This is a genomic window from Actinomycetospora sp. NBRC 106378 (genome assembly GCF_030269685.1).
Classification (GTDB): Bacteria; Actinomycetota; Actinomycetes; order Mycobacteriales; family Pseudonocardiaceae; genus Actinomycetospora.
The window spans coordinates 1-25,628 of sequence record NZ_BSTT01000021.1 but is presented as its reverse complement, the minus strand read 5'-3'; the positions used below and the strand labels follow the sequence as shown (position 1 = coordinate 25,628).

Annotated in this window: 28 protein-coding genes; 10 read left to right on the top strand and 18 right to left on the bottom strand. The window is 75.3% G+C overall.

Going from position 1 to position 25,628, the window contains the following annotated elements:
* Window positions 1-9: 9 nt before the first annotated feature.
* Entirely contained in the window at window positions 10-630 is a 621-nt protein-coding gene (locus QSK00_RS28440; protein WP_285596511.1) for a TetR-type transcription factor C-terminal domain-containing protein, read from the bottom strand.
* A gap of 87 nt (window positions 631-717) precedes the next feature.
* On the opposite strand from QSK00_RS28440, the gene QSK00_RS28435 reads away from it, so the two are divergent.
* Genes QSK00_RS28435 through QSK00_RS28425 form a run of 3 tightly spaced genes read left to right on the top strand, consistent with a single transcriptional unit; the run spans window position 718 to window position 3,925 of the window.
* Window positions 718-1,533: a MaoC/PaaZ C-terminal domain-containing protein gene (locus QSK00_RS28435; protein ID WP_285596510.1), complete on the top strand. Its 816-nt coding sequence runs from the start codon at window positions 718-720 to the stop codon at window positions 1,531-1,533.
* Window positions 1,530-2,345: an alpha/beta fold hydrolase gene (locus QSK00_RS28430; RefSeq protein ID WP_285596509.1), complete on the top strand. Its 816-nt coding sequence runs from the start codon at window positions 1,530-1,532 to the stop codon at window positions 2,343-2,345. The genes QSK00_RS28435 and QSK00_RS28430 overlap by 4 nt, the downstream gene beginning before the upstream one ends.
* On the top strand, window positions 2,342-3,925 hold the full coding sequence (locus QSK00_RS28425) for an AMP-binding protein (RefSeq protein WP_285596508.1): 1,584 nt from the start codon (window positions 2,342-2,344) through the stop codon (window positions 3,923-3,925). The genes QSK00_RS28430 and QSK00_RS28425 overlap by 4 nt, the downstream gene beginning before the upstream one ends.
* Before the next feature lie 18 nt (window positions 3,926-3,943).
* On the opposite strand, the gene QSK00_RS28420 is transcribed toward QSK00_RS28425, so the two are convergent.
* From QSK00_RS28420 to QSK00_RS28395, 6 genes are all read right to left on the bottom strand, one after another.
* Window positions 3,944-4,894, bottom strand: a complete 951-nt coding sequence (locus tag QSK00_RS28420; protein WP_285596507.1) for a 2Fe-2S iron-sulfur cluster-binding protein — start codon at window positions 4,892-4,894, stop codon at window positions 3,944-3,946.
* Window positions 4,891-6,729 carry an NAD(P)H-dependent oxidoreductase subunit E gene (locus QSK00_RS28415; protein WP_285596506.1) on the bottom strand — a complete coding sequence of 613 codons (1,839 nt, stop codon included), beginning with the start codon at window positions 6,727-6,729 and terminating at the stop codon, window positions 4,891-4,893. Before QSK00_RS28415 ends, QSK00_RS28420 begins: the two co-directional genes overlap by 4 nt.
* A 9-nt stretch (window positions 6,730-6,738) precedes the next feature.
* Window positions 6,739-8,661, bottom strand: a complete 1,923-nt coding sequence (locus tag QSK00_RS28410; RefSeq protein ID WP_285596505.1) for a molybdopterin oxidoreductase family protein — start codon at window positions 8,659-8,661, stop codon at window positions 6,739-6,741.
* 81 nt (window positions 8,662-8,742) lie between these two features.
* Window positions 8,743-9,432, bottom strand: a complete 690-nt coding sequence (locus QSK00_RS28405; protein WP_285596504.1) for a PAS domain-containing protein — start codon at window positions 9,430-9,432, stop codon at window positions 8,743-8,745.
* A 74-nt stretch (window positions 9,433-9,506) separates the two neighbouring features.
* A complete protein-coding gene (locus QSK00_RS28400; protein ID WP_285596503.1) occupies window positions 9,507-11,060 on the bottom strand; it encodes a sensor histidine kinase in 1,554 nt (517 codons plus the stop codon).
* Window positions 11,057-11,770, bottom strand: coding sequence for a response regulator transcription factor (locus tag QSK00_RS28395; RefSeq protein ID WP_285596501.1), 714 nt, complete (start codon window positions 11,768-11,770; stop codon window positions 11,057-11,059). Before QSK00_RS28395 ends, QSK00_RS28400 begins: the two co-directional genes overlap by 4 nt.
* A gap of 164 nt (window positions 11,771-11,934) precedes the next feature.
* On the opposite strand from QSK00_RS28395, the gene QSK00_RS28390 reads away from it, so the two are divergent.
* Window positions 11,935-12,582, top strand: a complete 648-nt coding sequence (locus QSK00_RS28390) for a hypothetical protein (protein ID WP_285596499.1) — start codon at window positions 11,935-11,937, stop codon at window positions 12,580-12,582.
* 219 nt (window positions 12,583-12,801) lie between these two features.
* Here the strand turns inward: QSK00_RS28390 and QSK00_RS28385 are convergent, their stop codons facing one another.
* Window positions 12,802-13,200, bottom strand: coding sequence for an SRPBCC family protein (locus QSK00_RS28385; RefSeq protein WP_285596497.1), 399 nt, complete (start codon window positions 13,198-13,200; stop codon window positions 12,802-12,804).
* Window positions 13,201-13,417: 217 nt separating this feature from the next.
* Between QSK00_RS28385 and QSK00_RS28380 the strand changes: the two genes are divergently transcribed.
* The 4 genes from QSK00_RS28380 (at window position 13,418) to QSK00_RS28365 (ending at window position 16,531) form a co-directional block, all read left to right on the top strand.
* Window positions 13,418-13,765 carry a hypothetical protein gene (locus QSK00_RS28380; RefSeq protein ID WP_285596496.1) on the top strand — a complete coding sequence of 116 codons (348 nt, stop codon included), beginning with the start codon at window positions 13,418-13,420 and terminating at the stop codon, window positions 13,763-13,765.
* Between the two features lie 109 nt (window positions 13,766-13,874).
* Window positions 13,875-14,756 carry an oxidoreductase gene (locus QSK00_RS28375; protein WP_285596494.1) on the top strand — a complete coding sequence of 294 codons (882 nt, stop codon included), beginning with the start codon at window positions 13,875-13,877 and terminating at the stop codon, window positions 14,754-14,756.
* Window positions 14,757-14,770: 14 nt separating this feature from the next.
* Complete coding sequence (locus tag QSK00_RS28370) at window positions 14,771-15,832, top strand: glycosyltransferase (protein WP_285596492.1); 1,062 nt, start codon at window positions 14,771-14,773, stop codon at window positions 15,830-15,832.
* Window positions 15,833-15,850: 18 nt separating this feature from the next.
* Window positions 15,851-16,531, top strand: coding sequence for an SDR family NAD(P)-dependent oxidoreductase (locus QSK00_RS28365; protein WP_285596490.1), 681 nt, complete (start codon window positions 15,851-15,853; stop codon window positions 16,529-16,531).
* Here the strand turns inward: QSK00_RS28365 and QSK00_RS28360 are convergent.
* On the bottom strand, window positions 16,516-17,136 hold the full coding sequence (locus QSK00_RS28360; protein ID WP_285596487.1) for a response regulator: 621 nt from the start codon (window positions 17,134-17,136) through the stop codon (window positions 16,516-16,518). The genes QSK00_RS28365 and QSK00_RS28360 overlap by 16 nt on opposite strands.
* Complete coding sequence (locus QSK00_RS28355) at window positions 17,133-18,455, bottom strand: sensor histidine kinase (RefSeq protein ID WP_285596486.1); 1,323 nt, start codon at window positions 18,453-18,455, stop codon at window positions 17,133-17,135. The genes QSK00_RS28360 and QSK00_RS28355 overlap by 4 nt, the downstream gene beginning before the upstream one ends.
* Before the next feature lie 106 nt (window positions 18,456-18,561).
* Between QSK00_RS28355 and QSK00_RS28350 the strand changes: the two genes are divergently transcribed.
* Window positions 18,562-19,284 (top strand): SDR family NAD(P)-dependent oxidoreductase, encoded by a 723-nt coding sequence (locus QSK00_RS28350; protein ID WP_285596484.1) that lies wholly within the window; start codon window positions 18,562-18,564, stop codon window positions 19,282-19,284.
* Here the strand turns inward: QSK00_RS28350 and QSK00_RS28345 are convergent.
* The 6 genes from QSK00_RS28345 to QSK00_RS28320 form a co-directional block, all read right to left on the bottom strand.
* Window positions 19,281-19,835, bottom strand: a complete 555-nt coding sequence (locus QSK00_RS28345; RefSeq protein ID WP_285596482.1) for a DUF305 domain-containing protein — start codon at window positions 19,833-19,835, stop codon at window positions 19,281-19,283. The genes QSK00_RS28350 and QSK00_RS28345 overlap by 4 nt on opposite strands.
* 47 nt (window positions 19,836-19,882) lie before the next feature.
* On the bottom strand, window positions 19,883-20,245 hold the full coding sequence (locus tag QSK00_RS28340) for a DUF6153 family protein (RefSeq protein ID WP_285596480.1): 363 nt from the start codon (window positions 20,243-20,245) through the stop codon (window positions 19,883-19,885).
* Window positions 20,246-20,331: 86 nt separating this feature from the next.
* Complete coding sequence (locus QSK00_RS28335; RefSeq protein ID WP_285596478.1) at window positions 20,332-21,786, bottom strand: class I SAM-dependent methyltransferase; 1,455 nt, start codon at window positions 21,784-21,786, stop codon at window positions 20,332-20,334.
* 42 nt (window positions 21,787-21,828) lie between these two features.
* Window positions 21,829-22,308, bottom strand: coding sequence for a hypothetical protein (locus QSK00_RS28330; protein ID WP_285596477.1), 480 nt, complete (start codon window positions 22,306-22,308; stop codon window positions 21,829-21,831).
* A gap of 98 nt (window positions 22,309-22,406) precedes the next feature.
* Entirely contained in the window at window positions 22,407-22,697 is a 291-nt protein-coding gene (locus QSK00_RS28325; RefSeq protein ID WP_285596475.1) for a hypothetical protein, read from the bottom strand.
* A gap of 41 nt (window positions 22,698-22,738) precedes the next feature.
* Window positions 22,739-23,449 carry an RraA family protein gene (locus tag QSK00_RS28320; RefSeq protein WP_285596473.1) on the bottom strand — a complete coding sequence of 237 codons (711 nt, stop codon included), beginning with the start codon at window positions 23,447-23,449 and terminating at the stop codon, window positions 22,739-22,741.
* Window positions 23,450-23,644: 195 nt separating this feature from the next.
* Here QSK00_RS28320 and QSK00_RS28315 point away from each other — a divergent pair, with 195 nt between their 5' ends.
* On the top strand, window positions 23,645-24,082 hold the full coding sequence (locus QSK00_RS28315) for an ATP-binding protein (RefSeq protein ID WP_285596471.1): 438 nt from the start codon (window positions 23,645-23,647) through the stop codon (window positions 24,080-24,082).
* Here QSK00_RS28315 and QSK00_RS28310 read toward each other — a convergent pair.
* Window positions 24,079-24,873, bottom strand: a complete 795-nt coding sequence (locus tag QSK00_RS28310; RefSeq protein WP_285596469.1) for an enoyl-CoA hydratase-related protein — start codon at window positions 24,871-24,873, stop codon at window positions 24,079-24,081. The genes QSK00_RS28315 and QSK00_RS28310 overlap by 4 nt on opposite strands.
* Window positions 24,874-25,296: 423 nt before the next feature.
* A partial coding sequence (locus tag QSK00_RS28305) for an adenylate/guanylate cyclase domain-containing protein (RefSeq protein ID WP_285596467.1) occupies window positions 25,297-25,628 on the bottom strand: 332 nt, incomplete at its 5' end.

The following is a 25,628-nucleotide window of genomic DNA, read 5'->3' as shown; positions in this document are numbered from 1 at the left end:
GGCAAGGCCTCAGCGCGCGAGCGGGGCCTCCAGCAGTGCCAGGGCGTAGCGCGCCTGCTGCTCGGCGAGCTGGCCGCGGGAGAGCCGGCCGTCGGCGCGGTACCACCCGGCGACCGCGGAGAGCGCCGTGAGCACGGCGCGGGCGGCGTCGTCGGGATAGGGCGTCGCGAAGGTCCCGTCGGCCACGCCCTGCGCCACGATGTCCTCGAAGACCGCCTGCGTGGCGTCGCGCTCGGCCACGAGGGCGGCCCGGTCCGCGCCGGTCAGGTACCGCACCTCGTTCGTCGACACGACCATCGCGACCTGGTGGTCGACGATGAACCGCACGTACGCCCGCACCGCTTCCCGCAGGCGGGAGGCGGCGTCGTCCCCGGCGTCGGCGAGCGCCGCGCGCAGGCGGGCCGCGAGCTCGTCGTTGGCCCGGCGCAGCACCTCGGCCAGCAGCCGCGACTTGCTCGGGACGTAGTTGTAGAGGTTCGACAGGCTCGTGCCGGCCCGCTTCGCGACGTCGCGCATCGACGCGCCGTGGAAGCCCTGCGCGCCGAACGCGTCGAGCGCGGCGTTGAGGATCGCGGCCTCGTTCCCGCGGCCGGTGTCGGCCACGAGGGTGGCCGGGGAACGGGCGTTCATGACGACGAGGCTAGCGGTCTTGACGGGCCGGGAGGCTGGTGATTCGGTGGTGAACGATCGTTCGTATGCGAGCGCGAGGAGGAGAGCGTGACCGCAGCACCGGCTCCCGTGGACACCGGGCGGTGGTTCGAGGACTTCGCCGTCGGGGAGCGGTTCACCAGCGCGGCCCGCCCGGTCACCGCCGACGACCTCGCCGCCTTCACCCGGCTCTCCGGCGACGACCACCCGCTGCACGTCGGGCCGGACGCGATGCTGCAGGGCCCGTTCGGGATCGCCGTGGCCATGGGACTCCTGCAGTCGCTCGGGCTCCACGGCGAGGCGGTGCAGGGCCTGCTCGACACGCACTGGACCTACCGCGCACCCATCCGCGTCGGCGACGTCGTCCACCTCGAGCTCACCGTCGCGCGCGTGCGTCGTACCCGCTCCGGCACCCGGGGCGCCGTCACCCGGCACATGCGGCTCGTCGGGGACGACGGGGTGACCCGGCAGGAGGGCACGACGACGGCGCTGGTCGCGGCGCGCGCGAGCGGTCCCGACGACGACGGGCGCGCGTTCGGCACCGTCGGCTGGGGCCGGGCGGTGGCGGCGGCGCTCGACCCGGAGGTGACCACGCTGCTGGAGACCTGGGACGGCACCGTCGGGTTGCGGTGCGACGACGAGGAGGTGCACCTGCGGGTCTACCGGGGCGCCGTCATCGACGTCAGCCGCCGGGCCCCGCACGGGGCGACCTTCACACTGGTCGCCGACGCGCTCACCTGGCTCGAGCTCGTCGAGGCACCGGAGAACCCGTTCCTGCGCCTGGCGATGACGGGCCGCCTCTCCGCCACCGGCGACGGCTACGAGTACCTGCGGCTGACGCGGGCGCTGCACCTGGTCGTCGACGCGGCCCGGGCGATCGCGTGACCGGCTACGTCACCGTCGACGGCACGCTCGCCTTCGTGGAGGACCACGGCGATCCGGCTGCGCCCCCTGTCCTCTGCCTGCACACCGCCGGCCAGTCCGGCGTGCAGTGGCGTCACGTCACCCCGGGTCTCGTGGCCGCCGGGTACCGCGTGATCGTGCCGGACCTCCCGGGCCACGGGCGCTCCGAACCCGCGCCCGACGGCCCCGTGGACGACCTCGGCGCCTACGCCGCCTGGCTGCTCGCGCTCGCCGACGCGACGGGCCTCGACCGGTTCGCCGTCGCCGGCTGCTCGATCGGCGGCAAGATCGCACTCGACCTGGCCGTCCGCGCCTCCGACCGGCTCACCGCCGTCGTCGCGATGGCCGCCGACGCGTGGACCGGGGGCCGCCCGAGCCCCCGCGGCCTCCGTCGGGAGCTCGTCGACGTGGCCGCGCCGAGCCGCTCGGACCGCACCGAGCTGGGCACCCTCGCCGTCCTCGGCCGCGCCACGGAGCCGGAGCGGGCGCGGCTGATCGCCGCGATGCACCGTCGGGAGGACCCCGTCGTCTCGAACTCCGACCTGATCGGCTGGGCGTCGCACGACCTGCGCGAGCAGCTGGCCGCGATCACCTGCCCGCTGCACCTCGTGGTGGGAGCGGACGACCTGTGGCTCGACGCCGACCGCGTGCGGTGGGCGGCCTCCCGGATCCCCGGCGCACGGTGCACGGTGCTGGACGGGGTGGGGCACTACCCGATGGAGGAGATGCCCGGCTTCCCCGCCGTGCTCGACGGCTGGCTGCGGGAGCTCACGGCGGGGACGGAGGCGGCATGACCGAGCTGCGCAGCGTGGCGCCCTTCCCGGCGGCGGGGGAGCGGCCCACCGACCTGCCCGACCTCGTCGGGCGCCTCGCGCGGCGCGAGCCCGACGTCGTCGCGGTTCACGAGCGCACCCCCGACGGGCTGGTCGCGGTGACCCGCGGCGAGCTGTGGCAGCGGGTCCGGGCGCTCGCCGAGGAGCTGCGCGAGCACGGGGTCGGCGCCGGCGACACGGTCGCGGTGTGGATGCCGAACTGGACGGACGCGCTCGTCTGGCAGTGTGCCGTCGCCGCGCGCGGCGGGCTCGTCGTCGGGATCAACACCCGCTACGGCGTCGAGGAGGTCACCCACGTCCTCACCCGCGCGCGCCCCGTGCTCGTGGCGCTCGCGTGCGGGTTCCACGGGCTCGACCTGGCCGGGAAGCTGCGCGCCGCCGTCGAGGGGTCGGGCGTCCGGCCGCAGGCGGCGCTCGTCCGCGGCGACGGGACCAACCCTGACGTCGGGAAGCTCGACGCCTGGACCCCGGCGCGGACCGACGGCCCGGAGCCGGAACGCTCCGACCCGGATCGGCTCGCCGTCGCCTTCACGACGTCGGGCTCCACCGGGCTGCCGAAGCTCGCGGCGCACACCGGCGCCGCGGTGCTGACCCATGCCGTCGCGGGCGCCGCGGCGCTGGGGCTGGCCGAGGGCGACGTGGTGCTCGGCGCCCTGCCCTTGTCGGGCGTGTTCGGCTACAACGCGGTCATGGCCGGGCTGGCGGCGGGCGGGGCGGCGCTGCTGGAGCCGGTCTTCGACGCCGACGACACGCTCGCCGACATGGCCGCCGCCGGGGTCACGCACCTCGCGAGCGGCGACGACCTCGTGCTCCGGCTGGTCACGGCGTTGCGGGAGCGCCCGCGGGCGCTGCCGACGTGGCGGTGGTGGGGCGTCGCCGACTTCCAGGGGCGCTCGCACGAGCTGGCGGCGTGGCTCGACGACCACGGCGTGGCGACGGCGGGCGTCTACGGCTCGTCCGAGCTGTTCGCGCTCGCCGCGACGTGGCCGCTGTCCGAGCCGACGCCGCAGCGCTGGGCCGGTGGCGGGCGTGTGGTGCACCCCGGGATCGAGGTGCGCGTGCAGGGCGGACCCGGCGTCGAGGGCGAGCTGGAGTTCCGCGGGCCGAACGTCGTGGACGGGTACCTGGGGTCGTCGCCGGACGTGTTCACCGACGACGGCTGGTTCCGCTCCGGTGACCTCGGGGTGGTCGTCGACGACGGCGCGTTCGTCTACGTCTGCCGCGCCGGCGACGCGCTGCGGCTGCGCGGGTTCCTCGTCGACCCGGCCGAGATCGAGCTGCGGCTCGCGGCGCACCCGGCGGTGCACACGGCGAAGGTCGTCGGGACGGAAGGCCCCGACGGCGGGTCGGTGGCGGTCGGGTTCGTCACGCTCGACGCCCCGGCCTCACCCGAGGACCTGCGCGCCTGGTGCGCCGCGACGCTGGCCGCGTTCAAGGTGCCGGCGGCCGTGCACGTGCTCGAGGCGATGCCGACGACCTCGGGCACGAACGGGACGAAGATCCGCACGAGTGTGCTCGCTGCGCTCGCACGTGAGCACTAATCCGTGCTGGAGCACGGATTAGTGCTCACCTGGCGAAGCCACATTCTGCACGTGCTGGAACCCGAACCGACCCTTGATGCACAGGTGTCCGTGCGTCACGGAGTGGTCGGACGGCGAGGTCACGTTGACGATCGTGTTGTCCTGCACGTGCAGCTCCAGCGAGCAGCCGACGCCGCAGAACGAGCAGACCGTCGTCGTGACCGTCTCGCCCTCGGGGTCCCACGTGCCGGCCTCGCGACGCTCGTGCTCGGCCACCGACTTCAGCGCCCCCGTGGGGCAGACGCCGATGCAGTTCCCGCAGTACACGCACGCCGAGTCGGGCAGCGGGACGGCGAACTCGGTGGAGATCGTGGCGTCGAACCCGCGGCCGGCGACGGCGATCGCGAAGGTGTTCTGCGCGTCGGTGCCGCACGCCTCGACGCACTTGTAGCAGAGGATGCAGCGGGCGTAGTCGCGCACGTAGAGGTCGTTGTCCACGGTGACCGGCTGCGCGACCGTCGCCCGCGTCTCGCCGTCGGGAATCCCGTGGTGACCGGCGTGCCGGTTGCCGCGCTCGCCGGCGGCGGCGGGCGGCCCGGGTGGGCCGTAGCGCTCCGGGTCGGCGCCGTACTCGATCTGCCAGCGGGCGACGTCGTCGCCGGCCTCCGACAGGTCGTTGGCGCTCGCGAGCAGCTCCAGCACCATCTTCCGGCTGTGCGCGACGCGTTCGGTGTCGGTGCGGACGACCATGCCGTCCTCGACCTTCCGGGCGCACGACGGCACGAGGGGACGCGACCCCTCGACCTCCACCACGCACACGCGGCACGCGTTCACCGGCGTGAGGTTGGGCGCCTGGCACAGCCGCGGCGTGTCGGCCCCGGCGTCGTCGAGGACGTCCATGATCGTGGCGCCCTCGGGCGCGCGGTGCTCGACGTCGTCGACGGTGACGCTGACGAGCCGGCGGATCGTGCCGAGGTCGACGGTCGTCATGACCCTCCGATCAGGCCGAGGGCCAGGGCCGAGCGGACCGCGGACGCCGCGGTCTGGCCGAGGCCGCAGATGGACGCGTCGGTCATGACGCGGTCGACGTCGCGGAGCAGCTGGAGCTCGATGGTGCGGCCGCCGATCTCGCGGCCGCGCACGATGCGCGCGAGCGCCTCCTCCTGGCGCACGGTGCCGACGCGGCACGGCACGCACTGCCCGCACGACTCGTCGCGGAAGAACCCCGCGATCCGGCGCAGGACGGCGGCGAAGTCGGTCGTCGAGTCGAAGCACAGCACCACGCCCGAGCCGAGGGTCGCACCGATCTCGCGGGTGCCTTCGAGGGTCAGCGGGACGTCGAGCTGGTCGGGCGTGACGAACGAGCCCGCGGCCCCACCGAGGAGGATCGCCCGCAGGTCCGGCGGAACTCCACCGGCGAGCTCGAGCAGCTCGCGCAGCGTCGTCCCCATCGGCACCTCGTAGACGCCGGGCCGGGCCACGACGCCGGACAGGCAGAACAGCTTCGTCCCGGTCGACCGTCCGGAGCCGATCGACGCGAACGCCGGGCCGCCCTCGGCGACGATCCGCAGCACGTTGACCAGCGTCTCGACGTTGTTGATCACCGTCGGCTTCCCGAACAGGCCGGCCACCGTCGGGAACGGCGGTTTCGCCCGGGGCTCGCCGCGACGGCCCTCGAGCGAGTTCATCAGCGCGGTCTCCTCGCCGCAGATGTAGGCGCCGGCGCCCCGACGGACCTCGAGGTCGAACGCCCGTCCCGAGCCCATGACGTCGTCGCCGAGGTAGCCGTGGCGCCGGGCCTCCGCGACGGCGCGCAGGATCGCCCGCTCCGCCGCGGGGTACTCGCCGCGCACGTAGAGGTAGCCGGTCCGGGCGCCGACCGCGATCCCCGCAACCGTCATCGCCTCGACCAGCGCGAACGGGTCGGCCTCCATGAGCACGCGGTCCTTGAACGTGCCCGGCTCGGACTCGTCGGCGTTGCAGACGAGGTACTTCTCCGGCTCGGGGGAGCCGGCGACGGCGGCCCACTTCGTGCCGGTGGGGAACGCGGCGCCGCCCCGGCCGGTCAGCGAGGCGACGGTGATCTCGTCGACGACGCGGGCGGAGCCGACGGCGAGCGCGCGCCGCAGGCCCGCGTACCCGCCGGCGGCGCGGTAGGAGTCGAGGTCGCCGGGGTCGACCACCCCGACCCGGGACAGCAGCTCCAGGTCCGGCCCGCCCGCCTGCGGGGTGCTGACGACGGGGTCGGGGCCATCGACGTCCTCCCCGTCGAGGGCGCGCAGGACGGTGTCGGCGGTCGCGGGCGCGATCTGGGCGTGGTCGCCGCCGGGAGCGTCGTCGTGAGGGGAGGACGCGAGCGCTCGTGTGGCCTCAGGGTTCCCCTCGTCCTCGGCGGAGGGGGAGGCGCGCTGCAGGAACACCGCGGGCGCCCGCTCGCACAGGCCGAGGCAGGGGCTGCGCGTCCAGGTGACCTCCTCGCCGGACCCCGGTGGGCCGAGCCGTTCCTCCAACGCCGCGCACAGGTCCTCACCGCCGAACGCGGCACACCCGACGTCGTCGCAGACGTGCGCGGTCCGCGGCGCTCGCGGGGTCACCGAGAACAACGCGTAGAACGTCGCGACGCCGTAGGCCTCGGCCGGCGGGACATGCAGCCGGTCGCAGACGTAGGACAGCGCGCCGCGGCTGATCCAGCCCACGGCGTCCATCACGGCGTGGAAGGCGGGCAGCAGCAGGTCGCGCCGCTCGTGGCCGGGGGAGCCGACGGCGGCGTCGACCGCCGCCCGTTCGGCCTCGGTCGCCGCGTCGGGCAGCAGGACCAGGTCCACGCGGGCCTCCTAGGCGCCGGCCACGGGGACGCGGGCCCCCACAGCGAGCTTCTCGATGCGGATCGCGGTCGCCTTGAACTCCGAGGTCCCCGACTGCGGGTCCCAGGCCTCGTTGGTGATGAGGTTGACGTCGACCTGCTCGGAGAAGTGCGGCGTGATGAAGGCGAGGCCAGGGCGGGCGGCGGCGTCGACGCGGACGGGCGCCTCGACCGCCCCGCGGCGCGAGACCACCCGTACCCGCTCGCCGTCGTGCACCCCCAGGGCACGCGCGTCGGCGGCGTCCACGCAGAGCGCCTCCTCGCGGCGCAGCGGCGAGGTGTAACCGCCGGTCTGCACACCGGAGTTGTAGGAGTCCAGCCGCCGCACCGTGGTGAGCCGCAGCGGGAACTCCGGCGACAGCTCGTCGAGCGGTCCGGCGTGCACGACGGGGGCGAACGGTGCGGGCGTTCCCCGGAGCGCGGGGTCGCGCTCCCAGAGCCGGGTGTGCATCGTCGGGGTGCCGGGGTGGTCCAGCGAGGGGCACGGCCACTGCAACCCGCCCTCGGCCTCGAGCCGCGCGTAGGACATCCCCGCGTGCCAGTCGAGCGAGAGCGACCGCAGCTCGTCCCAGACCTCCTCCGGGGACGGCGTGCCCCAGTCGTGCCCGAGCCGGCGGGCCAGGTCGCACAGGATCTCGGTGTCGGGCCGGGCGAGGCCGGGCGGCTCGATCGCCTTGCGCACCCGTTGCACCCGGCGCTCGGACGAGGTGACCGTGCCCTCGTACTCGCACCAGTCCGCGCAGCTGGGCAGCACGACGTCGGCGAACTCGGCGGTCGCGGTGCGGAAGATGTCCTGCACGACGAGGTGGTCGAGGCCGCCGAGCAGTGCCCGGGCGTGGGCGACGTCGGCCTCGGACTCGGCGGGGTTCTCGCCGACGACGTAGACCGCGCGGATCTCGCGACGCTCCATCGCCTCGAACATCTGCGAGAGGTGCAGGCCCTTCTCCGGAGGGATGGCGCTGCCCCACGCCGCGTCGAAGCGGGCGCGGTGGCCGTCGTCGGTGACGTCGTAGCCGCCGGGCAGCCGGTTGGGGATGGCCCCCATGTCGCCGCCGCCCTGCACGTTGTTCTGCCCGCGCAGGGGGACGAGCCCGGAGCCCCAGCGCCCGACGTGGCCGGTGAGCAGGGCGAGGTCGATCAGCGCACGGACGTTGTCGACGGCGTTGTGGTGCTCGGTGATCCCGAGCGTCCAGCACAGCTGCGCCCGGTCGGCCCGGGCGTAGGCCAGCGCGGTCTCCCGGATCAGGTCGGCGTCGACGCCGGTGACCTCGGCGGTCTTCTCGAGCGTCCACGGCTCCACCGCGCGCACGTACTCGTCGAACCCGGTGGTGGCCCGCTCGATGAACGCCCGGTTCTCCAGCCCGGCGTCGAGGATGGCGCGGCCCATCCCGTGCGCCAGCGCGATGTCCGTCCCGACGTCGAGCGCTAGGTGGCCCCGCGCCCACCGCGCGGTGGCGGTGCGTCGGGGATCGACGACGTACATCCCGGCCCCGCGGCGCAGGCCCGTCAGCACGTGGTGGAAGTAGATCGGGTGGGTCTCGCGGGCGTTCGAGCCCCAGAGCAGGACGAGGTCGGTGTCCTCGACCTCGGAGTAGGCGCTGGTGCCACCACCGGCGCCGAACACCGCCGTCAGACCGACGACGCTGGGAGCGTGTCAAGTGCGGTTGCAGGAGTCCACGTTGTTGGACCCCATCACCACCCGCGCGAACTTCTGCGCCATGAAGTTCAGCTCGTTGGTGGCCTTCGAGCACGAGAACATGCCGTACGCGTCGCCCGGGACGCCCCGGAAGCCGGCGGCGGCCCGGTCGAGGGCCTCCTCCCAGCTCGCCTCCCGCAGCTCACCGCCGTCACGGACGAGCGGGGTGGTCAGGCGGACGTGGCGCGGTGCGCGCATCTCGGACCTCCGGGACGGAGAGCGACTGTGCTCCCCGTCACGCTAAACGTCGTGGAGATCGAACACGACCCACGTCGCGGATCAGTCCGGCAGGTCCGGGAGGGCGATGCCGCCGAGCAGGCCGCCGAGGCCGTCGAGGTCGGGGTCGAGGCGCATGGCGAGGATCCGCTCGGCGACCACGATCAACGGCAGGGCCGCGGTGTTCGCGAGGTGGGCGACCAGGGCGGCCGACGCCCCGTGCGGGAGCTCGGTGGCCTCCGCGAGCACGTCGATCGCGCGGACCAGCAGCCGGTCGTGCTCGCGGGTCGGGTCGAGGGCCCAGGGCGTCGTGGCCGGGTCGGGGAGCGTGAACGGCACGGTCGGCGGACCCACGACCCCGGGCAGTGCGGGCGGGTGGGGCGGGCGCGGGGCCGACCCGGTCGCTCGCGCGGCGGCGGCCGACGGCTGGTGGGTGGCCAGGTGGACCAGGTAGCCGTGCAGCCGCAGGGCCTCGGACCGGCGGCCGATCGGGTAGCCGATCGCCGTCATCTCGTGGATCTCCCCGGTGACGGACACGATCCGATGCCGGTGGGTGTACGCCAATCGGTTGCTGCACGCGTCGGCCATCACGTGCTCGACGTGCGCCCGGTCGGCCGGGTGCTTGTGTGCGACGACGAGGGCGCGGCTCGGCCGGACCTGCCCGGGGACGTACCCGAGCAGGTGGAACATGGTGTCGTTCCACTCCCAGCGGTCGATGCCGGGACTCCAGGTGTACTCCCCGACCCGGTCCATCCCACCCCCGGAAGCACTCTGGCGCGTGTCACCGGAGCGTAACGAGCCGAGCACGATCGGGGGAAGGACCCATTTCAACCAATCGGCGGACGCACGTGGCCCAGCGTGCTCGCCTGCGCCGGGACCGGAGCCGGGACCGGAGCCGGGACCGGGGTCGGCTCCGGTCCCGGCACCGGGGTCCCGGCTGCGAGCGGCACCGTCAGGACGAAGTCCGAACCGTCCGGGGCGGCGCGGTAGACGAGGTCCCCGTCGTGCGCGCGCACGAGGGCGCGGGCGATCGAGAGCCCCAGCCCGGCCCCGCCGCCGTCGCGCGCCCGGGCCTCGTCGAGGCGGACCAGCCGGTCGAAGATCCGGTCCCGGTCCTCGCCGGCGATGGGCTCGCCGTCGTTGTGCACGACGGCCCGGGCGGAGTCCCCGTCGGCCGACAGCGAGATCCGTACCGACCCGCCGTCGCGGACGTGACGTCGGGCGTTGCCGAGCAGGTTGACCAGCACCCGGCGCATCTTCTCGGCGTCGACCGGCGCGACGACGGGTCCGTCGGCGTCCACCTCGACGTCGAGGTCCGGGCTCACGAGCCGGAGGTGGTCGGCCTGCTCCCGGGCGAGGACGACGAGGTCGACGTCCTCCCGCGCGAGCTCCTGCCCGCCCTCGATGCGCGCGAGGTCGAGCATGTCGGTGACCAGCGACGAGGCCCGCGAGGTCTCCCGGACGAGGGCGATCGCGAGCTCCTCGCGCACCTCGCGGTCCTCGTCGGAGTCGCGCACCAGCGTCTCGGCGAGGGTCTGCATCCCGGCGAGCGGGGTCCGCAGCTCGTGGGCCGCGTCGGAGAGGAAGCGGCGGGTCGTCGTCTCCGAGCGGCGGGCCTCCTCGGCGGCCGCCCGCTCGCGCCGGGCGGCGCCGTCGGACCGGGCCTGGGCGGCGTCGAGGGCGTCGAGCATCTCGTCGAACGCGGCGGCGGTCCGGCCGATCTCGGTGTCGGCGCTCGACGGTCGGAGGCGACGCCCGCGGTCGCCGGTGGTGATCGCGCGCGCCACCCGCGTCATGGCGTCGAGGGGGCGCAGGGCCGCGGTGACCCCGCTGAACAGCAGCAGCGCCGAGCCGATCACCCCGACCAGACCCACCCCGATCATGACGCCGCGCAGCCGGTACACCACGGCCTCGACCTCGCCGCGGTCGGACGAGAGCACGATGGCGGTGCCGTCCGCGAGGGGTCGCGTGATGCTCAGGGTCTGTCCGGAGCGCACGGGCGGCGGTCCGGGGCGGGGACCGTCGGCCCGTCCCGCCGGCCCGCCGTCGGGCGGCGCCGGGGGCGTCGGCACCCCCTGCAGCACCGCGCCGCCCGCGGCGATCCGGACCGCCTGCACGCCCTGCCCGTTGAGCAGGGCCACCATCTCGTCGGCGGGCACCTGCTGGGCGACCAGCTGGTCGACCCGGGCCGCCCGCTCGCTCAGCCGGTCCTGCTGGTCGCGTTCGAGCGCCGCGGAGAGCACGAGGTCGAGCACGACCCCGGCCACCAGCAGCGTCACCACCATGACGGCGACGACCGTCGCGGTGACGCGGAAGCGCAGCGACCGGGCCGGGACGGCCGAGGGGTCCCGACGACGGAGGCGGTCGCGCAGGCCGCTCACGACGGTGCCCCGGCCGGGTCGGCGTCGGTCGCGCGCAGCGTGTAGCCCAGGCCCCGACTGGTGTGCACGATGCGCGGTCCGTGGGCCTCGAGCTTGCGGCGCAGCGCGGAGAGGTGGACCTCGACGAGGTTCGGGTCGTACGCGTCGTAGCCCCACACCTGCGTGAGGATCTGGTTCTTGCTCACGGTGCGTCCCCGCTGCTCGGCGAGGTAGCGCAGCAGCCGCAGCTCGGTCGCCGTCAGCTTCAGCGGCGCGCCCGCCCGTGTGGCGACGCCCGCGTCCTCGTCGATCACGAGGTCCCCGACGACGAGGGCGGTCGGCGTCCGGCCGCGCCGCCGCAGGACCGCGCGCACCCGGCTCGCGAGCTCCTCGAGCAGGAACGGCTTCACGACGTAGTCGTCCGCGCCCGTGTCGAGGCCGCGCAGTCGGTCGTCGAGCGCGTCGCGCGCGGTCACCATGACGATGCCTGCGTCGGTGCGGTCGCGGACGACGGTGAGCAGGTCGAACCCGTCGCGGCCCGGGAGCATGACGTCGAGGATCACGAGGTCGGGCCGGAACCCCTCGAGGGTCTCCTCGAGCGACCCGCCGTCGGGAAGGCCGCGGGCGACGTGCCCGGAGCGGTTGAGCGCCCGCACGATCGACTCCCGCACGGTCGCCTCGTCCTCCACGACCAGCACGCGCGGCGCGTTCGGATCCGTCTGACCACCCATGACGTGCCATCCCACCAGGCGCGACTGAACTGCGCCTGAAGTCGCTGAAGCCCAGCTGAGGAACGGCGGGGCCGCCTCCGACCTCAGGGTGGCTTCAGGTCCGCCGCCGATGGTCGTCCTCAGCCGCGGAATCGCGGGACGAACGAGACGGATGAGGACGTTCGATGAGCGACTACGACCCAGAGACCTCCCCCGTGGAGCCGGTGCCGCAGCGGTCGCGCTGGGCCCGCTTCCGGGACTCGACGCGGGAACGCCGGCCGCGTGGTCGGGCGATCGGGATCCTCGGCACGGTCGGGGCCTTCGTGCTCGGCCTGGTGGTGGCGGGCGTCGTGCTGCTGGCGACGCCGCTGGGGACCTCGCTGTCGGGCCCCGGCGGGGTCGGTGACGCCGGGCCGGTGGCGATGGCCTCGCAGCAGGGTCCCGACGGCGGGCCGGGTGGACCGGGCGGCCCGGGTGCACCCGGCCCGGGTGGGCCCGGCGGTCCGGCCGGTGGCCCCGCGGCTCCGGGTGGCCCGGGTGCTCCGGGTGGTCCGGCCGGCGGTCCCGGGCGCTGCGCCCCGACCCCGCCGCCGCCGCCGGCCGGCCGGGCCCCGGCGGCGCCGAACGGCCAGGCGCCGGCCGCCCCGGCCGCGCCCAACGGGCAGGCCCCGGCCGCTCCGGCGGCGCCGAACGGGCAGGCCCCGGCCGCTCCGGCGGCGCCGAACGGGCAGGCCCCGGCCGCTCCGGCGGCGCCGAACGGGCAGGCCCCGGCCGCACCCGCGGCGCCGAACGGGCAGGCCCCGGCCGCCCCGGCCCCCGCGCCGGCCGGCTGAGCCGACCCCACCCCACCGCCCCGGCCGTGCTCCCTGCGGCCGGGGCGGTGCTCCGCTTCGACGATGGCGACCTGCTCCCACCCGGTGCGAGCAGGTCGCCGTCGTCGCGTCCGGGCCCCGTGCGTCGGCGCGCGCATCGAGCGTGGCGCGCTGCTGACACCGGACGTCAGCCGTGTGCCACCGCTGACACCGGACGTCAGCCGTGTGCCACCGCTGACGTCAGCCGGTTGCCGACTCCAGGATCCCCTTGAGCGTCGCCAGGTCCGCCGCGACCAGCTCGGCGTCGGCCGCTACGTCGGCGTCGCTCATCCCCGTCCGTGGCCGGACGCTGAAGACCACCTCCGCGTCGTCGCCCCACGGGACGACCCGCATCGGGTTGAGCACCTCGGTCCCGTCGGGCAGGCGCACGACGTGGTCGAGCACACCGAAGGTGTTCCGGGAGCAGAAGCGCACGCCGACGGTGCCCATGGGGGAGTCGGCGGTCCACCAGCCGTCGTCGCCGGGCACGAGCGCCGCGGAGGCCAGCCCGGCCGCCCAGAGCGGGAGGTTCGCGGGATCGGCGGCGTAGTCGTAGACCTGCCGCCAGGGGCGGGCGACGACCGTGGAGACGTGCGGCACCGATCCATCCCACCACGCGTGACCACCGCGTCGACCCCGTCCGGCGCCGTCGGGTGACGCGACCCGGCCGTGCTCGACGCTCGGTCGACCATGATCACCCGATCCGGCGGAGTGCGTCCGGAAACCGTGTCCTGCCGCGGTCGGTGCAGTTGACGACACGTCTTGTGGACGGGTCCGTTCCCCGTCCGGACCCCGATCCCGAAAGGACGTGCACGTCATGTCGACGCTGCGCAGGACCGTTCTCGCGACCGCCGTCATCTCCACCGGCCTCGTCTCCAGCGCCGGCATGGCCTTCGCCGGCGACAACCCCTCGGGCGACCACGGGTCCCACCACGGTCACCACCACGGCGACGTGACCGTGCAGAAGGGCCTGATCAACTCCAGCGACTTCGCGCCGAACACCGCGCTGAACCTCTGCAACAACAACGTGCCGGTGAACGTCGCGGGCATCCAGGTCCCGCTCCAGGACAACATCCTGTCGCTGCCGATCCTCTCCGGCGCCAAGCACGGCAACGCCGCGTCGAGCAGCAAGTCCTGCTCCTCGCCGATCGACGCCGTCAACTAGTCCGACCACCCGCCGTCGGGACCCCTCCCGACGGCGGGACGGTGGGTCGCGCGGTCCCAGGACATCCGTTCCCCTCGCAGGGTCGGGTCCCACGCGGCAGCCTGGGGCCATGTCCATCACGACGGAACTGCCCGGCGGCACGTACCACCTCGGCGACCTCGAGGTCACCCGCGTCGGCTACGGGGCGATGCAGCTCGCAGGCCCGCACGTCTTCGGTCCGCCGGCCGACCGCGACGCCGCGATCGCGGTCCTGCGTGAGGTGGTCGCGCTCGGCGTCAACCACATCGACACGTCGGACTTCTACGGCCCGCACGTCACCAACGAGATCCTCCGCGAGGCGCTCGCGCCCTACCCGGACGACCTCCGCATCGTCACGAAGGTCGGTGCGTTCCGTGACGAGCAGGGTGGCTGGCCGCAGGCGCTCGAGCCGCACCAGCTGCGTCAGGCGGTCGACGACAACCTCCGGCGGCTCGGGCTGGAGACCCTCGACGTCGTCAACCTCCGGATGCCCGGCGGCGCCGACACGATGACCCCGCAGCCGCAGGAGCCGATCGAGGAGCGCTTCGGCACGCTCGCCGACCTCCAGCAGCAGGGCAAGATCCGGCACCTCGGGCTCTCGACGGTGAACGCCGACCAGATCGCCGCCGCGCAGCGCATCGCGCCGGTCGTGTGCGTGCAGAACCCGTACAACCTCGCGCGCCGGGACGACGACGCCCTGATCGACTCGCTGGCCGCGCAGGACATCGCGTACGTGCCCTACTTCCCGCTCGGCGGCTTCTCCCCGTTGCAGTCGGCGGAGCTCGACGCGGTCGCGTCGCGACTGGGGGCCTCGCGCCTGGCCGTCGCGCTCGCCTGGCTGCTGCAGCGCTCGCCGAACATCCTGCTGATCCCGGGCACCTCCTCGGTCGACCACCTGCGGGAGAACGTCGCGGGCGCCGGCCTGGAACTCCCCGCCGACGCGGTGGCCGAGCTGGACGCCCTCGGTTCGTGATCTGATCGGCGGCGATGCGGATCCGGATCGAGCTGCCCGAACAGTCGGACGTCGAGGCGCACGCGGCCGCCCACGCCCGCGGCGAGATCCCCGACCGCACCCCGTACGGCCTGCACCACCTGGCCGACGAGCCCGACGTCGAGCTCGAGTTCCGCCCGCCGCTGACGGGACGGGCGGCGTGGGTCGCCCGCAAGGTCCGCAACCGGCTCGACGGGTACGAGCCGGTGGCGGAGCTGCTCGGGGCCCGGGCCCGCCGACGGGCCGACGCGGTGTACTGCATGGACGAGCGCACCGGTTTCCCGGCGGCCCTGCTCCCGGGCGGGCCGCCGGTGGTCTCGGGCCTGGTCTGGGTGGAGGGGCCGGAGCGGTACCCCCGGGCCGCGCGACCCGTCGTCGGGACGGCCCTGCGGCGGTTCGCGGGCATCGTCACCCTCGGGCCGGGGATGTACACCGACCTGGTCGAGGGCTGGGGGATCGACCCGGCGCGCGTACACCCGTGCCGGCTCGGGATCGACACGGAGTTCTTCGCCCCGCGACCGTGGTCGGAGGCGACACCGCTGGTCGCCGGGGTCGGGGACGACGCGGCCCGCGACCACCCGCTGCTCGTCGAGGCGGTCTCGCGGCTCGCCACCCGGCGGCCGGTGCGGCTGGAGATCGGCACGACGATGGACGGGGTCGAGATCCCGGAGGAGCTCGGCGTCGTGCACCGCCGCCGCATGGAGGGCGCGGTCCGCGCGATGTACGGCCGGTCGACGGTGGTCGCGCTGGCGCTGCACCCCACGACGCGGGGGAGCGGTTCGACGGTGGTGCTGGAGGCGGCGGCGAGCGGGCGACCCGTCGTCGCGACCCGGACCGCGGCGATGGAGGCCCTGGTCGACCCGTCGCGCGGCGTCCTCGTCGACCCGGACGACCCGGACGCCCTGGCCGACGCCCTCGGCGCGCTGCTCGACGACCCCGAGCGGGCGCGAGCGATGGGGGAGGCCGGGCGCGCGTGGGTCCGCGAGCACCACAGCAGCGCGCAGATGGCGTCCGACATCCGGGCCGTGGTGCACCAGGCGGTTGCGGACCACCGATAACGGTCACCCGGTTGGGTGATGTCCTCCGCACTCGTGACGGGTGCGTCCTCCGGGATCGGTGAGGCGTTCGCGCGGGCGCTCGCCGCGCGTGGCCACCCCCTCGTCCTGGTCGCCCGGTCCGAGGAGGCCCTGACCGCGCTGGCCGCCGAGCTGGACGTGCCGGTGCGCGTCGTCGTCGCCGACCTGACGACCTCCGAGGGGCTCGACCGGGTGGAGGCGGAACTCGGCGGGGTCGACCTGCTCGTGAACAACGCCGGCGCGGCGACCTACGGCGAGCTGGGGGAGCAGACCCACGACGACCTCGACGACGCGGTCCTGCTCAACGTCCTCGCCCCCACCCGCCTGACGGCGGCCGCACTGCGCGAGATGGCGCCCGGCAGCGGGATCATCAACGTCTCCTCGACCGCCGCGGGCCGGGACGACCCGGCGACCGCCGCCTACGCCGCGGGCAAGGCCTACCTGGAGACCCTGTCCCGGGCGGCCCGGCACGAGGGTGAGCAGCACGAGATCCGCGTGACCGTGGTGCGCCCGGGCCGCACCGCCACCGCCTTCCACGAGCGCTCGGGCGAGGAGTCCGCGCACCTGCCGGCGTGGCGGTGGCAGTCCGCCGACACGGTGGCCGAGGCGGCGCTGGACGCGCTCGACCGCGGCGAGGAGGAGGTCACGGTGGCGCCCGGGGACGGTCACGAGCGCAGGTGACGCTCCGTCCAGAGCGCGGCCTGGGTGCGGTCGGTGACGCCCAGACGTTGGTAGATGTGCGTCAGGTGGTTCTTCACGGTGCGCTCGGTGATCGCGAGCCGGCGGGCGATCTGCTTGTTGCCCAGGCCGTCGGCGACCAGCAGGAGCACCTCGGACTCGCGGTCGGTGAGGTCGACGGTGCGGGGCGGGTCGGACCGGGAGCTCAGGAGCACACGGGCGGCCCGGCCGTCGAGCGGGGCCTCCCCGCGGGCGACCTGGCGCAGTCCCTCGAGGATCGTCTCCGGCTCGGCGTGCTTGAGCAGGTATCCGTCGGCGCCCGCGTCGAGCGCGGCGAGGACGTGGCGCTGGTCGGCGAACGAGGTGAGCACGAGGACGCGGACCTCGGGTGCCGCTGCCCGGATGCGGCCGGTGGCCGTCGCCCCGTCGGTGCCCGGCATCGACAGGTCCATCAGGACGACGTCGGGTCGCAGCGCCGCCACGAGCTCGACGGCGGCCTCGCCGTCGCTCGCCTGCCCGACGACGTGCAGGTCGTCGACCGTGGAGATCAGTGCGACGAGGCCCTGCCGGACGACGGCGTGGTCGTCCACCACGAGCACGCCGGTCACGGGCGCGGCACCCGGACGGTGACGGTGGTTCCCGCCCCCGGCGCGGAGCGGACGTCGACGGTCCCGCCGGCGTCGTCGACGAGGTCGGCGATGGCACGGAGGCCGAGATGGCCGTCCGCCTGCCGGGCGGCGGTCCCGGTCGGGTCGAACCCGCGCCCGTCGTCGGAGACGGCGAGCTCCCACCGGGACGGGTCGGCGGCCAGCGTGACGGTCACGGTCCTCGCGCCCGCGTGGCTGACGACGTTGCGCACGGCCTCCTGCGCGGCCCGGTAGAGCAACGCGGCCTCGGCGGGCCCGACGGCGTCCACGGTCCCGAGGGCGACGGTGACGTCGAGGCCCCGGCGCCGCAGGCCGCCCGCGAGGTCGTGCAGCGCCGGGCCGAGCCCCTCCTGCGTGAGGTTGGGCGGGTAGATGTCGACCAGCAGGGTGCGCAGCGACCCGATGCTCTCGCGCAGCCGCGTGGCCGACTCCGTGACCACCGTCGACTCCGACCCGCCGCGCAGCCGGCTCGCGTCGAGGCCGTAGGTGATGCCGGTCAGCTCCTGGACCACCCCGTCGTGCAGGTCCTGGGCGATCCGGCGTCGCTCCGCCGTGGACGCCTCGACGGCGTGGCGCAGCAGCCGTTCCCGCTGCCGTTCGCGGCGCTGGAGCTTGCGGGCCAGGACGACGGCGAGCGGCACCTGCACCAGTTCGAGCAGCAGCAGGGCGCCCACCGAGAGCGGCGCGAACGACCGCCAGGCGTCCCACCCGGCCTCGACGACGGCGTCGTAGCGGAAGTAGGCCTCGTAGAGCAGCGGCGTGCCGTCCGGCGTCCGGACCCCGGTGTAGACCTCGAGGACGCGACCCGAGCCCGACCCGTCCTCGGCGACGCCGGCCTGCTGCTCGGTCCCGGCGAGCGCCCGGCGCTCACCCTCATCGAGGTCGTGGCGCTCGCCGATCTCACCGGGCCGGTCGCTGTAGACGATCCGTCCGTCGGCGTCCCAGACGTTCACGCGGAACAGGGAGTGGCCCAGCACCGCGCGGCGCACGGCGTCGTCGACGGCCCGGATCGCGTCCGGGTCGCCGCTGAGCAGGCCGTCGGAGAGCTGGGGTTCGACGACGCCGTGGGCGGTCGCGGTGGCGATCTGCGTGACCTGGTCGATGGCCACCACCGTCGCCCGTTCCCGGGCCATGAGGGCGATCGCGACGGCCAGGCCGAGCGTGACGAGCACCCCGGCCGCGGTGAAGCCCGCCACGAGCCGGGGCGCGGTGGCCCTCAGGAGCCGTCGCGCGGGCGCCGGGGACGCCGGAGCGGGCGCCGAGTCCACCTCTCCGATCACTCTGCGATCACGACGGCGAGACTACGCATTCCGGGCACCCCGACCAGGGGTACCGGGACCATCGTCCAGTGGTCGCGGGTCCACGACGGGCCACAGGCTGACGATCATGACGATCACCCCGCTCCCCGTGGCTCCGCCGTCCGTGCGTCCCGTCGGGTCGGCGGCGCTCGTCACCGGCGCCTCCTCGGGGATCGGGGCGGCGTTCGCGCGGGAGCTCGCCGCGCGGGGACGGCCGCTGGTGCTCGTAGCGCGCTCGCGGAGGGCCCTGCACCGGCTGGCCGCGACGCTGCCGGTGCCGGTGCGGGTGCTCGTCGCCGACCTGACGGTGCCCGACGACCTCGCGCGGGTGGAGGAGGTGCTCGGCGGGGTGGGGCTGCTGGTGAACAACGCCGGGGCGACGCGGTTCGGCGGCCTGCACGGGCAGACCCCGGCCGAGCTCGAGGCGTCGGTGCTGCTCAACGTCCTCGCACCGACCCGTCTCACGGCGGCGGCGCTGCGGGTGATGGCCCCGGGCAGCGGGATCCTCAACGTCTCCTCGACCGCGGCGGGCCGCGACGACCCGGCGCTCGCCACCTACGCGGCGGGCAAGGCCTACCTCGAGTCGTTCTCCCGGGCGGCCCGCCGGGAGGCGGCGGAACGTCGGATCCGGGTCACCGTGGTGCGGCCCGGGCGGACCCGGACCGCCTTCCACGAGCGCGCGGGCGAGGACTCCGGACACCTCCCGGCCTCGCGCTGGCAGAGCCCGGCGGCCGTGGTGCACGCCGCCCTCGCCGCGTACGACCGCGGCGAGGACGAGGTGACGGTGCTTCCCGGGTCGGAGCCGGGCTAGACCGCGAGCAGGCGCTGCATCTCGTCGATCTCCGCCCGCTGCGCGACGATGATCGACCGTGCGAGCGTCCGGGCCTGCGGGTTCGTGCCCTGCGCCAGCTCGGTCTGCGCCATCTCCACCGCCCCGGCGTGGTGCGCGATCATCATCGTGAGGAACGCCCGGTCGAACGCCGGCCCGGACGCCGCGACGAGGTCGGCCATCTCCTGTGGGCCCATCATCCCGGGCATGCCGGTCATGCCCATCGGCTGACCGGCGGGCGCGCCCCAGGCGGTCAGCATGGCCGTCATCTGCTCGATCTCGGGGCCCTGCTCGTCCTCGATGCGGGCGGCGAGGGCCGTGACCTGCGGCGAGGCGGCGCGGGTGTCGGCCAGTCGCGACATGGCGACGGCCTGCTGGTGGTGCGGGATCATGCCCTGCGCGAAGGCGACGTCGGCCGGACCGTGGACGGGATCGACCGCGATCGTGGGCGGTGCGGCCTGAGGGGTGCTCGTGCACGCGGTGAGCAGGGCGAGGACGACGGCCGTCAGCAGGCCGCCGAGAGGACGGGACACGGGGAACTCCTCCGGAGCTGGAAGGGACGCGGGCGTGGCGTCCCGGCCTACAGCCGGAGGATCTGGAGGGCGGCGAGCCGTCGGGGTACGGGCACCGGGGCGGGCCCGGCGAGCACCGGGGTGGGTCCCCGTGTCGTCCGCGGGCTGCCGGCGGGGGCGAGGAGGAGCGCGACGACGAGCGCCCCGGCCGGCGTCGCGAGTGCGACGAGCACGGCCAGGCACAGGTGCGCGAGCATCGAGGTGTGGCCGGGAGGCATCTCGTGGCCGTGCTCCTGCAGCGCCACGACGCTGGTCGCCGCGCCGTGGTGGGCCGTGGGAGCGACCAGCTGGTGCATCCCGACGAGCCCCGCGAGCAGCGCGAGCACCAGCAGGGCGCGGGCCCAGGCCGGCGCGCCGCGGTGCTCGATCACGGGCCCGACGTTACCGGGGGCGGCTCGCACGGCCGCGGAGCGAAGGGCACCACTCGCCCACCTGTTCGACCGAAGGTGCCCTTCGCTCAGGACCGCCGCAGACCCCGCACCAGGCCCCCGACGACGGACGGCCCCGGGACCCCGGGCGCCCGCCGGTAGCGGTCCGGCATGCCGAGCAGCACGTAGCGGCGGAGCAGCTCGGCGTCGTGGTCGGTCGGGCGCCCGGCCACCAGCGCGGCGTAGGTGTCCGCGTCCACCCGCTCGCCCGCCGAGGTGTAGCCGCGCATGGCCGCGTTCTCGAAGGCGTACCAGGTCGAGGGGAACCGGAACGCGAGATCGACGCCGTCGTCGTGCCGGGTCACCGTGAAGACCGGGTTGAGCGTCGGCCTCCCCGCGGCGTGCGGGGGAGCGGTGAAGGCGCCGTGGTCGGCGAACACCCGGTCGTCGGTCGACGTGACCAGCATCAGCCACTTGGCGCTGTCCAGCTCCGCGGGGTGCCGCGGGGACGCGAGCTGCGGCCCGTACCCGGCGAGGTAGTCGGCGAGCAGCTCGTCCTCGCAGGTCATCCGCCACGGGGCGCCGCGCAGCAGCCGGACGTAACCGGACGGGTCCCGTTCGAGCGGTCCGTCGGTGGGGGCGAGCCGGGCGTTGCCGAGCCGGTCCAGCAGCACCGTGTCCGCGACCGCCACGCGCCGCAGCTCGTCGAGCGAGCCCTGCTGGGCGTCGAAGTAGTGGAAGGCGTCGGAGCACAGCGCCGCGGCGAAGGCGTCGTCGTCGAAGGGCATCGCGTCGACCCGGTCGGCGCAGACGAACCGCTGCGTCTGCGCCACGTAGCGCCGCGCCACCCACAGCTGCAGGAAGTTGCGGTCCACGCCCACCACGGCGCGCGGGTCCGGTCGCGCCGCGAGGTGGTGCGCCACGTGCCCGAAGCCGCAGGCGAGGTCGAGAACGGGTCGCGACCGGTCCTCGGGAAGGCCCTGCAGCAGCGACGCGGTGGCGAGGAACCGTGGCTGCCCGAAGCGGGCGAGGAAGTAGGGCAGCAGTTCGTCGTCGATGCGGTCGCTGGAGCGGGCGTAGGCGAGTTCCATCCAGTCCTGCGCGGTGAGCCGCTCGTGCCGGGCGAGCATCCCGCGGACCTCGGCGCGCCGGGCGGCGAGCGCGACCCGCGGCCACGGCCCGCGGGTGAACGGCAGCCGCACGCCGGGCCGCGACGTCGGCGCCGGCGGTGGGAAGGCGAGGAGCGCGACGAGGGCGTCGAGCGGGCGGTCGGCCTCGAGGAGGGCGACGAGCTCGTCCGCGGTGGGGCCCGCGACCTCGCAGCGGCCGGTGAGGTGGTCCTGCGAGTCGACGCGGCCGCGGCGCAGGACCGGGATGTCGTCGATCTGCGGGTAGGTGGCGCAGGCGCAGCGCAGCAGCCCGAAGGTCCCGCCCGCCAGGGGCTGGGTCCGGGTCGGGGTGAGGGTAGGGCGGGCGCCGCAGTCGGGGCAGCGCAGCGCCGGGACGGCGGTGCGGACGGTGGCCAGGGCAGGGGAGAGCGTCACGGGACCTCGCACGGGGAGTCGACGGGGCGGGCGCGGACGTGCTCAGGCGCGCGGCGGTCCGCGGCGCGGCAGACACCGCGCGAGGTCGGCCCCGACGAGGGTCCCGACGGCGGGTGCGGCGGCGGGCAGCGACCGCGCCGGTCCGTCGGGGTGCAGGGTGGTGAGCAGGCGGACCAGCGAGGGGAGGGTGACCGCCTCGAGGAGCGGCTCGCTCGCGGCCACGGTCACGACGAGCAGCGTCACGGCCACCTGCAGCGCGACGGGCGGCGTCCCGGTGGCCGGCGGCGCGAGGGCCGCGACGGCGAGGGCGGCGGGCTGGGCGAGGACGGCCACGTTGAGCAGCGCGAACGTGCCCCACGCGCGGTGTGGCAGGCAGAGCCGCGCCGCGCCCACCGTCGTCGCGGCCAGCGCGACGCCGAGGACGTGGTCGCCGTCGGCCCGGGCCAGGACGTCGACCACGACCGCGACGACCAGCACCAGGACGGCGCTGAATCCCCTCGGTGTGATTCGGCCGCCGGACATGGCGCGGGACCGTAGCAGCGGATTCCCGGGCCCCGATCGGGTCCCGGTGCCGGGGAAGCGGCACGCCCGGAGCCGGGTGACGGGCGCGCGGCGCGCCGCTACGGGTCGACGACGGCCGGCCGCTCGCCCGCCGCCGACGACGGGTCGGGCTCCGGCTCGAGCACCGTGCCCTGCTCGCCGATGACCGACGCGTCGCCCTCGACCGTCCAGGTGCGGCCCTCGGCGTCGACCTCCGCACCCTCCGACTGTCTCGGGTCCTCCAAGCGGCCGGCGTAGCGGAACTCGTCGTCCTCGAGCAGCCAGGCGTCGTCGGGCCGGCCGACGGGGTCACCGGCGGTCGGACTGCCGCCCTGCGGGCGGTACCGGGTGTCGGGCTGGGGCCGGGTCATCTCGTTCTCCCTCTCGCGGGCTCGCGGGAGGAATGCCCTTCTCAGGGCAGGTGTACGCCGACCGCCTCACGTCGGGCGCGGATCACCTCGTCGATGCCGGTGGCCTCGGCGAGCCCGGCGCCGCGCTCCATCGCGTCGAGCCAGACGCGCTCCCGGTCCTCGACCGCCTGCGTCAGGCGGACGACCTCCTCGACGTGCTCGCGCGGGACGACGACGAGCCCGCTCGCATCGCCGCGGACCACGTCGCCCGGGCGTACGGCGACCCCGCCGAGCACGACGTCGACGTTGATCGCGCCGGGACCCTCGTTCGACGCCGTCGTCGGGTAGACCCCACGGGCGAAGACCGGCAGACCGATCCCGTCGATGCCGTCGGCGTCGCGGATCACCCCGTCGATGGCGATGCCGACCGCGCCGATCCGCGCGAGCGCGCCGCTCATGATGTCGCCGAGGATCGCGGCGTCCGTGCGCCCGCCGCCGTCGACGACGAGCACGTCGCCGGCACGCACCAGGTCGGGGGCCTTGAGCAGGAAGAGGATGTCGCCCGGTCTGGTCCACACCGTGACGGCCGGGCCGCAGAAGTCCCGGCCTCCCGCCCGGCGCACGATCCCGGGGCCGACCACCGACACGGGGCCGCCCGAGTCGGCGATCTGCGTCGTCGGGAAGGCGGCGAGGGCCGCCACCGCCGCGGGGTCGGGCCGGTGGTCGTCGTCGCTGATCGTCCACTGCTGCGGGTGCGCCTTGCTCACGATCACGGAGCCTTCCGCAGACGTCCCACGCCCGCCACCGTCGTCGTGCCGGGGAGGCCGGTGGTCGTACCCGCCGGGCCGTCGATCGCGCCACACGGGCTCGACGCATGGAGGGACGGTTGCCAGGGATACCTCTCTCCGTCGGACGGCCGCCGTATCGATACGCCCGGGGAGGCGGCCGTGTCACCGGAAGGACCTCGCATGGACGCCGTCGAGTTCGAGCGCGTCGAGTACAGCGCCGACGTCGGCCAGGGGCCCCGTATCCGCGACGACCTGCGGCAGTGGCTGCGCTCGTCCGCGGTGCCCGCCGTCGTCGCCGACGGGATGGTGCTGGCCGCGAGCGAGGCGATCGACAACGTCGTCGTTCACGCCTACGACGACGACCACCGCCGCGACGGAGTCGCCCGCATCGACCTCACGGTGATGCTCGACGACGGCGAGGTGCTGGTGACCGTCGCGGACGGCGGGCGCTGGCGGGAGCCCGCCGGGGACCTGGAGCACGACGCGGTCGGACGACCGGCCCGCCACGGCCGCGGCATCCGGTTGATGACCTCCGAGGTCGACGAGGTCGCGATCCACCACGACACCCGGGGCACCACGGTGCTGCTGCGCTCCCGTTACCGGGACCGGGTGAACTAGGCCCAGTGCGGCGGGCGCCTCTCCGCGAACGCCGCCAGCCCCTCCGCCCGCTCCGGGCCGTCCACGATCGCGGCGACGGCGGCGTCGGTGTCCGCCCAGCCGCGGGCGTCCGCCTCGAGGACGGCGGAGTCGACGGCGGCGAGGGTCGCCGACACGGCGGCGGGAGAGCGCTCGGCGATGCGCTGCGCGACCTGCCGGGCGACGGCCTCGGCGCCGCCGGGTTCGGCGAGGTCGGTGACCAGGCCCAGCTCGTGGGCGCGCGCGGCGTCGATCGGGTCGCCGGTGAGCAGGAGGCGCTTCGCGACGGCGGGGGTGAGGGCCCGCGGGGTGCGGAACAGCGCGCCGCAGTTCGCGACCAGCCCGAGCCCCACCTCGGGCAGCCCGAACCGGGCGGCGCGCGAGGCCACCACGAGGTCGCACGCGAGCGCGAGCTCGAACCCACCGCCGTAGGCGATGCCCTCGACCGCCGCGAGCAGCGGGGTCCGCCGCCGCCGTGCGACCACGCCGTAGTTCCCGCCGCGCGGGGTGGGCGCCCCGGGGCCGACCGCCACGTCCGTGCCCGCGCAGAACGCCCGGTCGCCCCCGAGGAGCACGCCGCACCGCAGACCGGGGTCGTCGTCGAGCCGGTCCAGGGCGGCGTCGAGGCCGCGGGTCATCGCGGCGTCGATCGCGTTGTGCTTCTCCGGCCGCGTCATCCGGATGAGGAGCACCGTGCCGTCCTGCTCCGTCCGGACCCGCGCGGCGACCTCCTCGGCGCTCGGCTCGGGCTGGTCGGGCCACGGGTAGGTCATGGCCGCGACCCTAGGGGCGGGTCCTGCTCGCGAGGGTCACGCGGGGCAGGTCGGCGGGCCCCGGTTCCTGCCTGATGCGCACCTCGTGGAGGGACGTGCGGGGGTGCAGCTCGCGAGGGTGACGTGGGGCAGGTCCGCGGGTGCCGGCCCCTGTCTGATGTGCGTCTCGACGGCGGGCGTCCCGTCCCGACCGGGCGGGCGCTGCTGGCTCCGGGCGTAGATCTCGTCGCGCGGAGCACAGTGGTCGCCAGGCGATCACTTCGCTCCGCCGGTCAGGATCTTGCGTCGCGGACATCCCTTCCCGACGGCAGGCGCTGCTCGCGAGGGTGACGTGGGGCAGGTCCGCGGGCGCCGGAACCTGCCTGGTGTGCCCCTCGAGGCGCGTCCTCCCGCCCGGCCCGGTCGAGCGAAGGGGCCCTCTGCTCAGGCGGGCGCCGCGGCCGTCCCGGCGTCCTCGACCACCCGCGCGCCCGCGTCGACCGGCGTGAACAGTTCGGTCTCGGTGGTGCGTCCGCGCAGGGTGCGGTGTCCGATGGAGGTCCACCGCGTCGCCTCGTCCCCGGCCCGTTCGATCGCGGCGCCGGAACCCACCACTCCGCCTTCGACGTCCTTGGCGAGGTCGCAGAGCCGGGCGGCCTCGTTCACGGGGTCGCCGATGACGGTGTACTCGTAGCGGCGTCGGTCGCCGATGTTGCCCGCGACCGCCTCCCCGGCGGAGACCCCGATGCCGGCGCCGAGGTCGGTGGAGCCGGGGA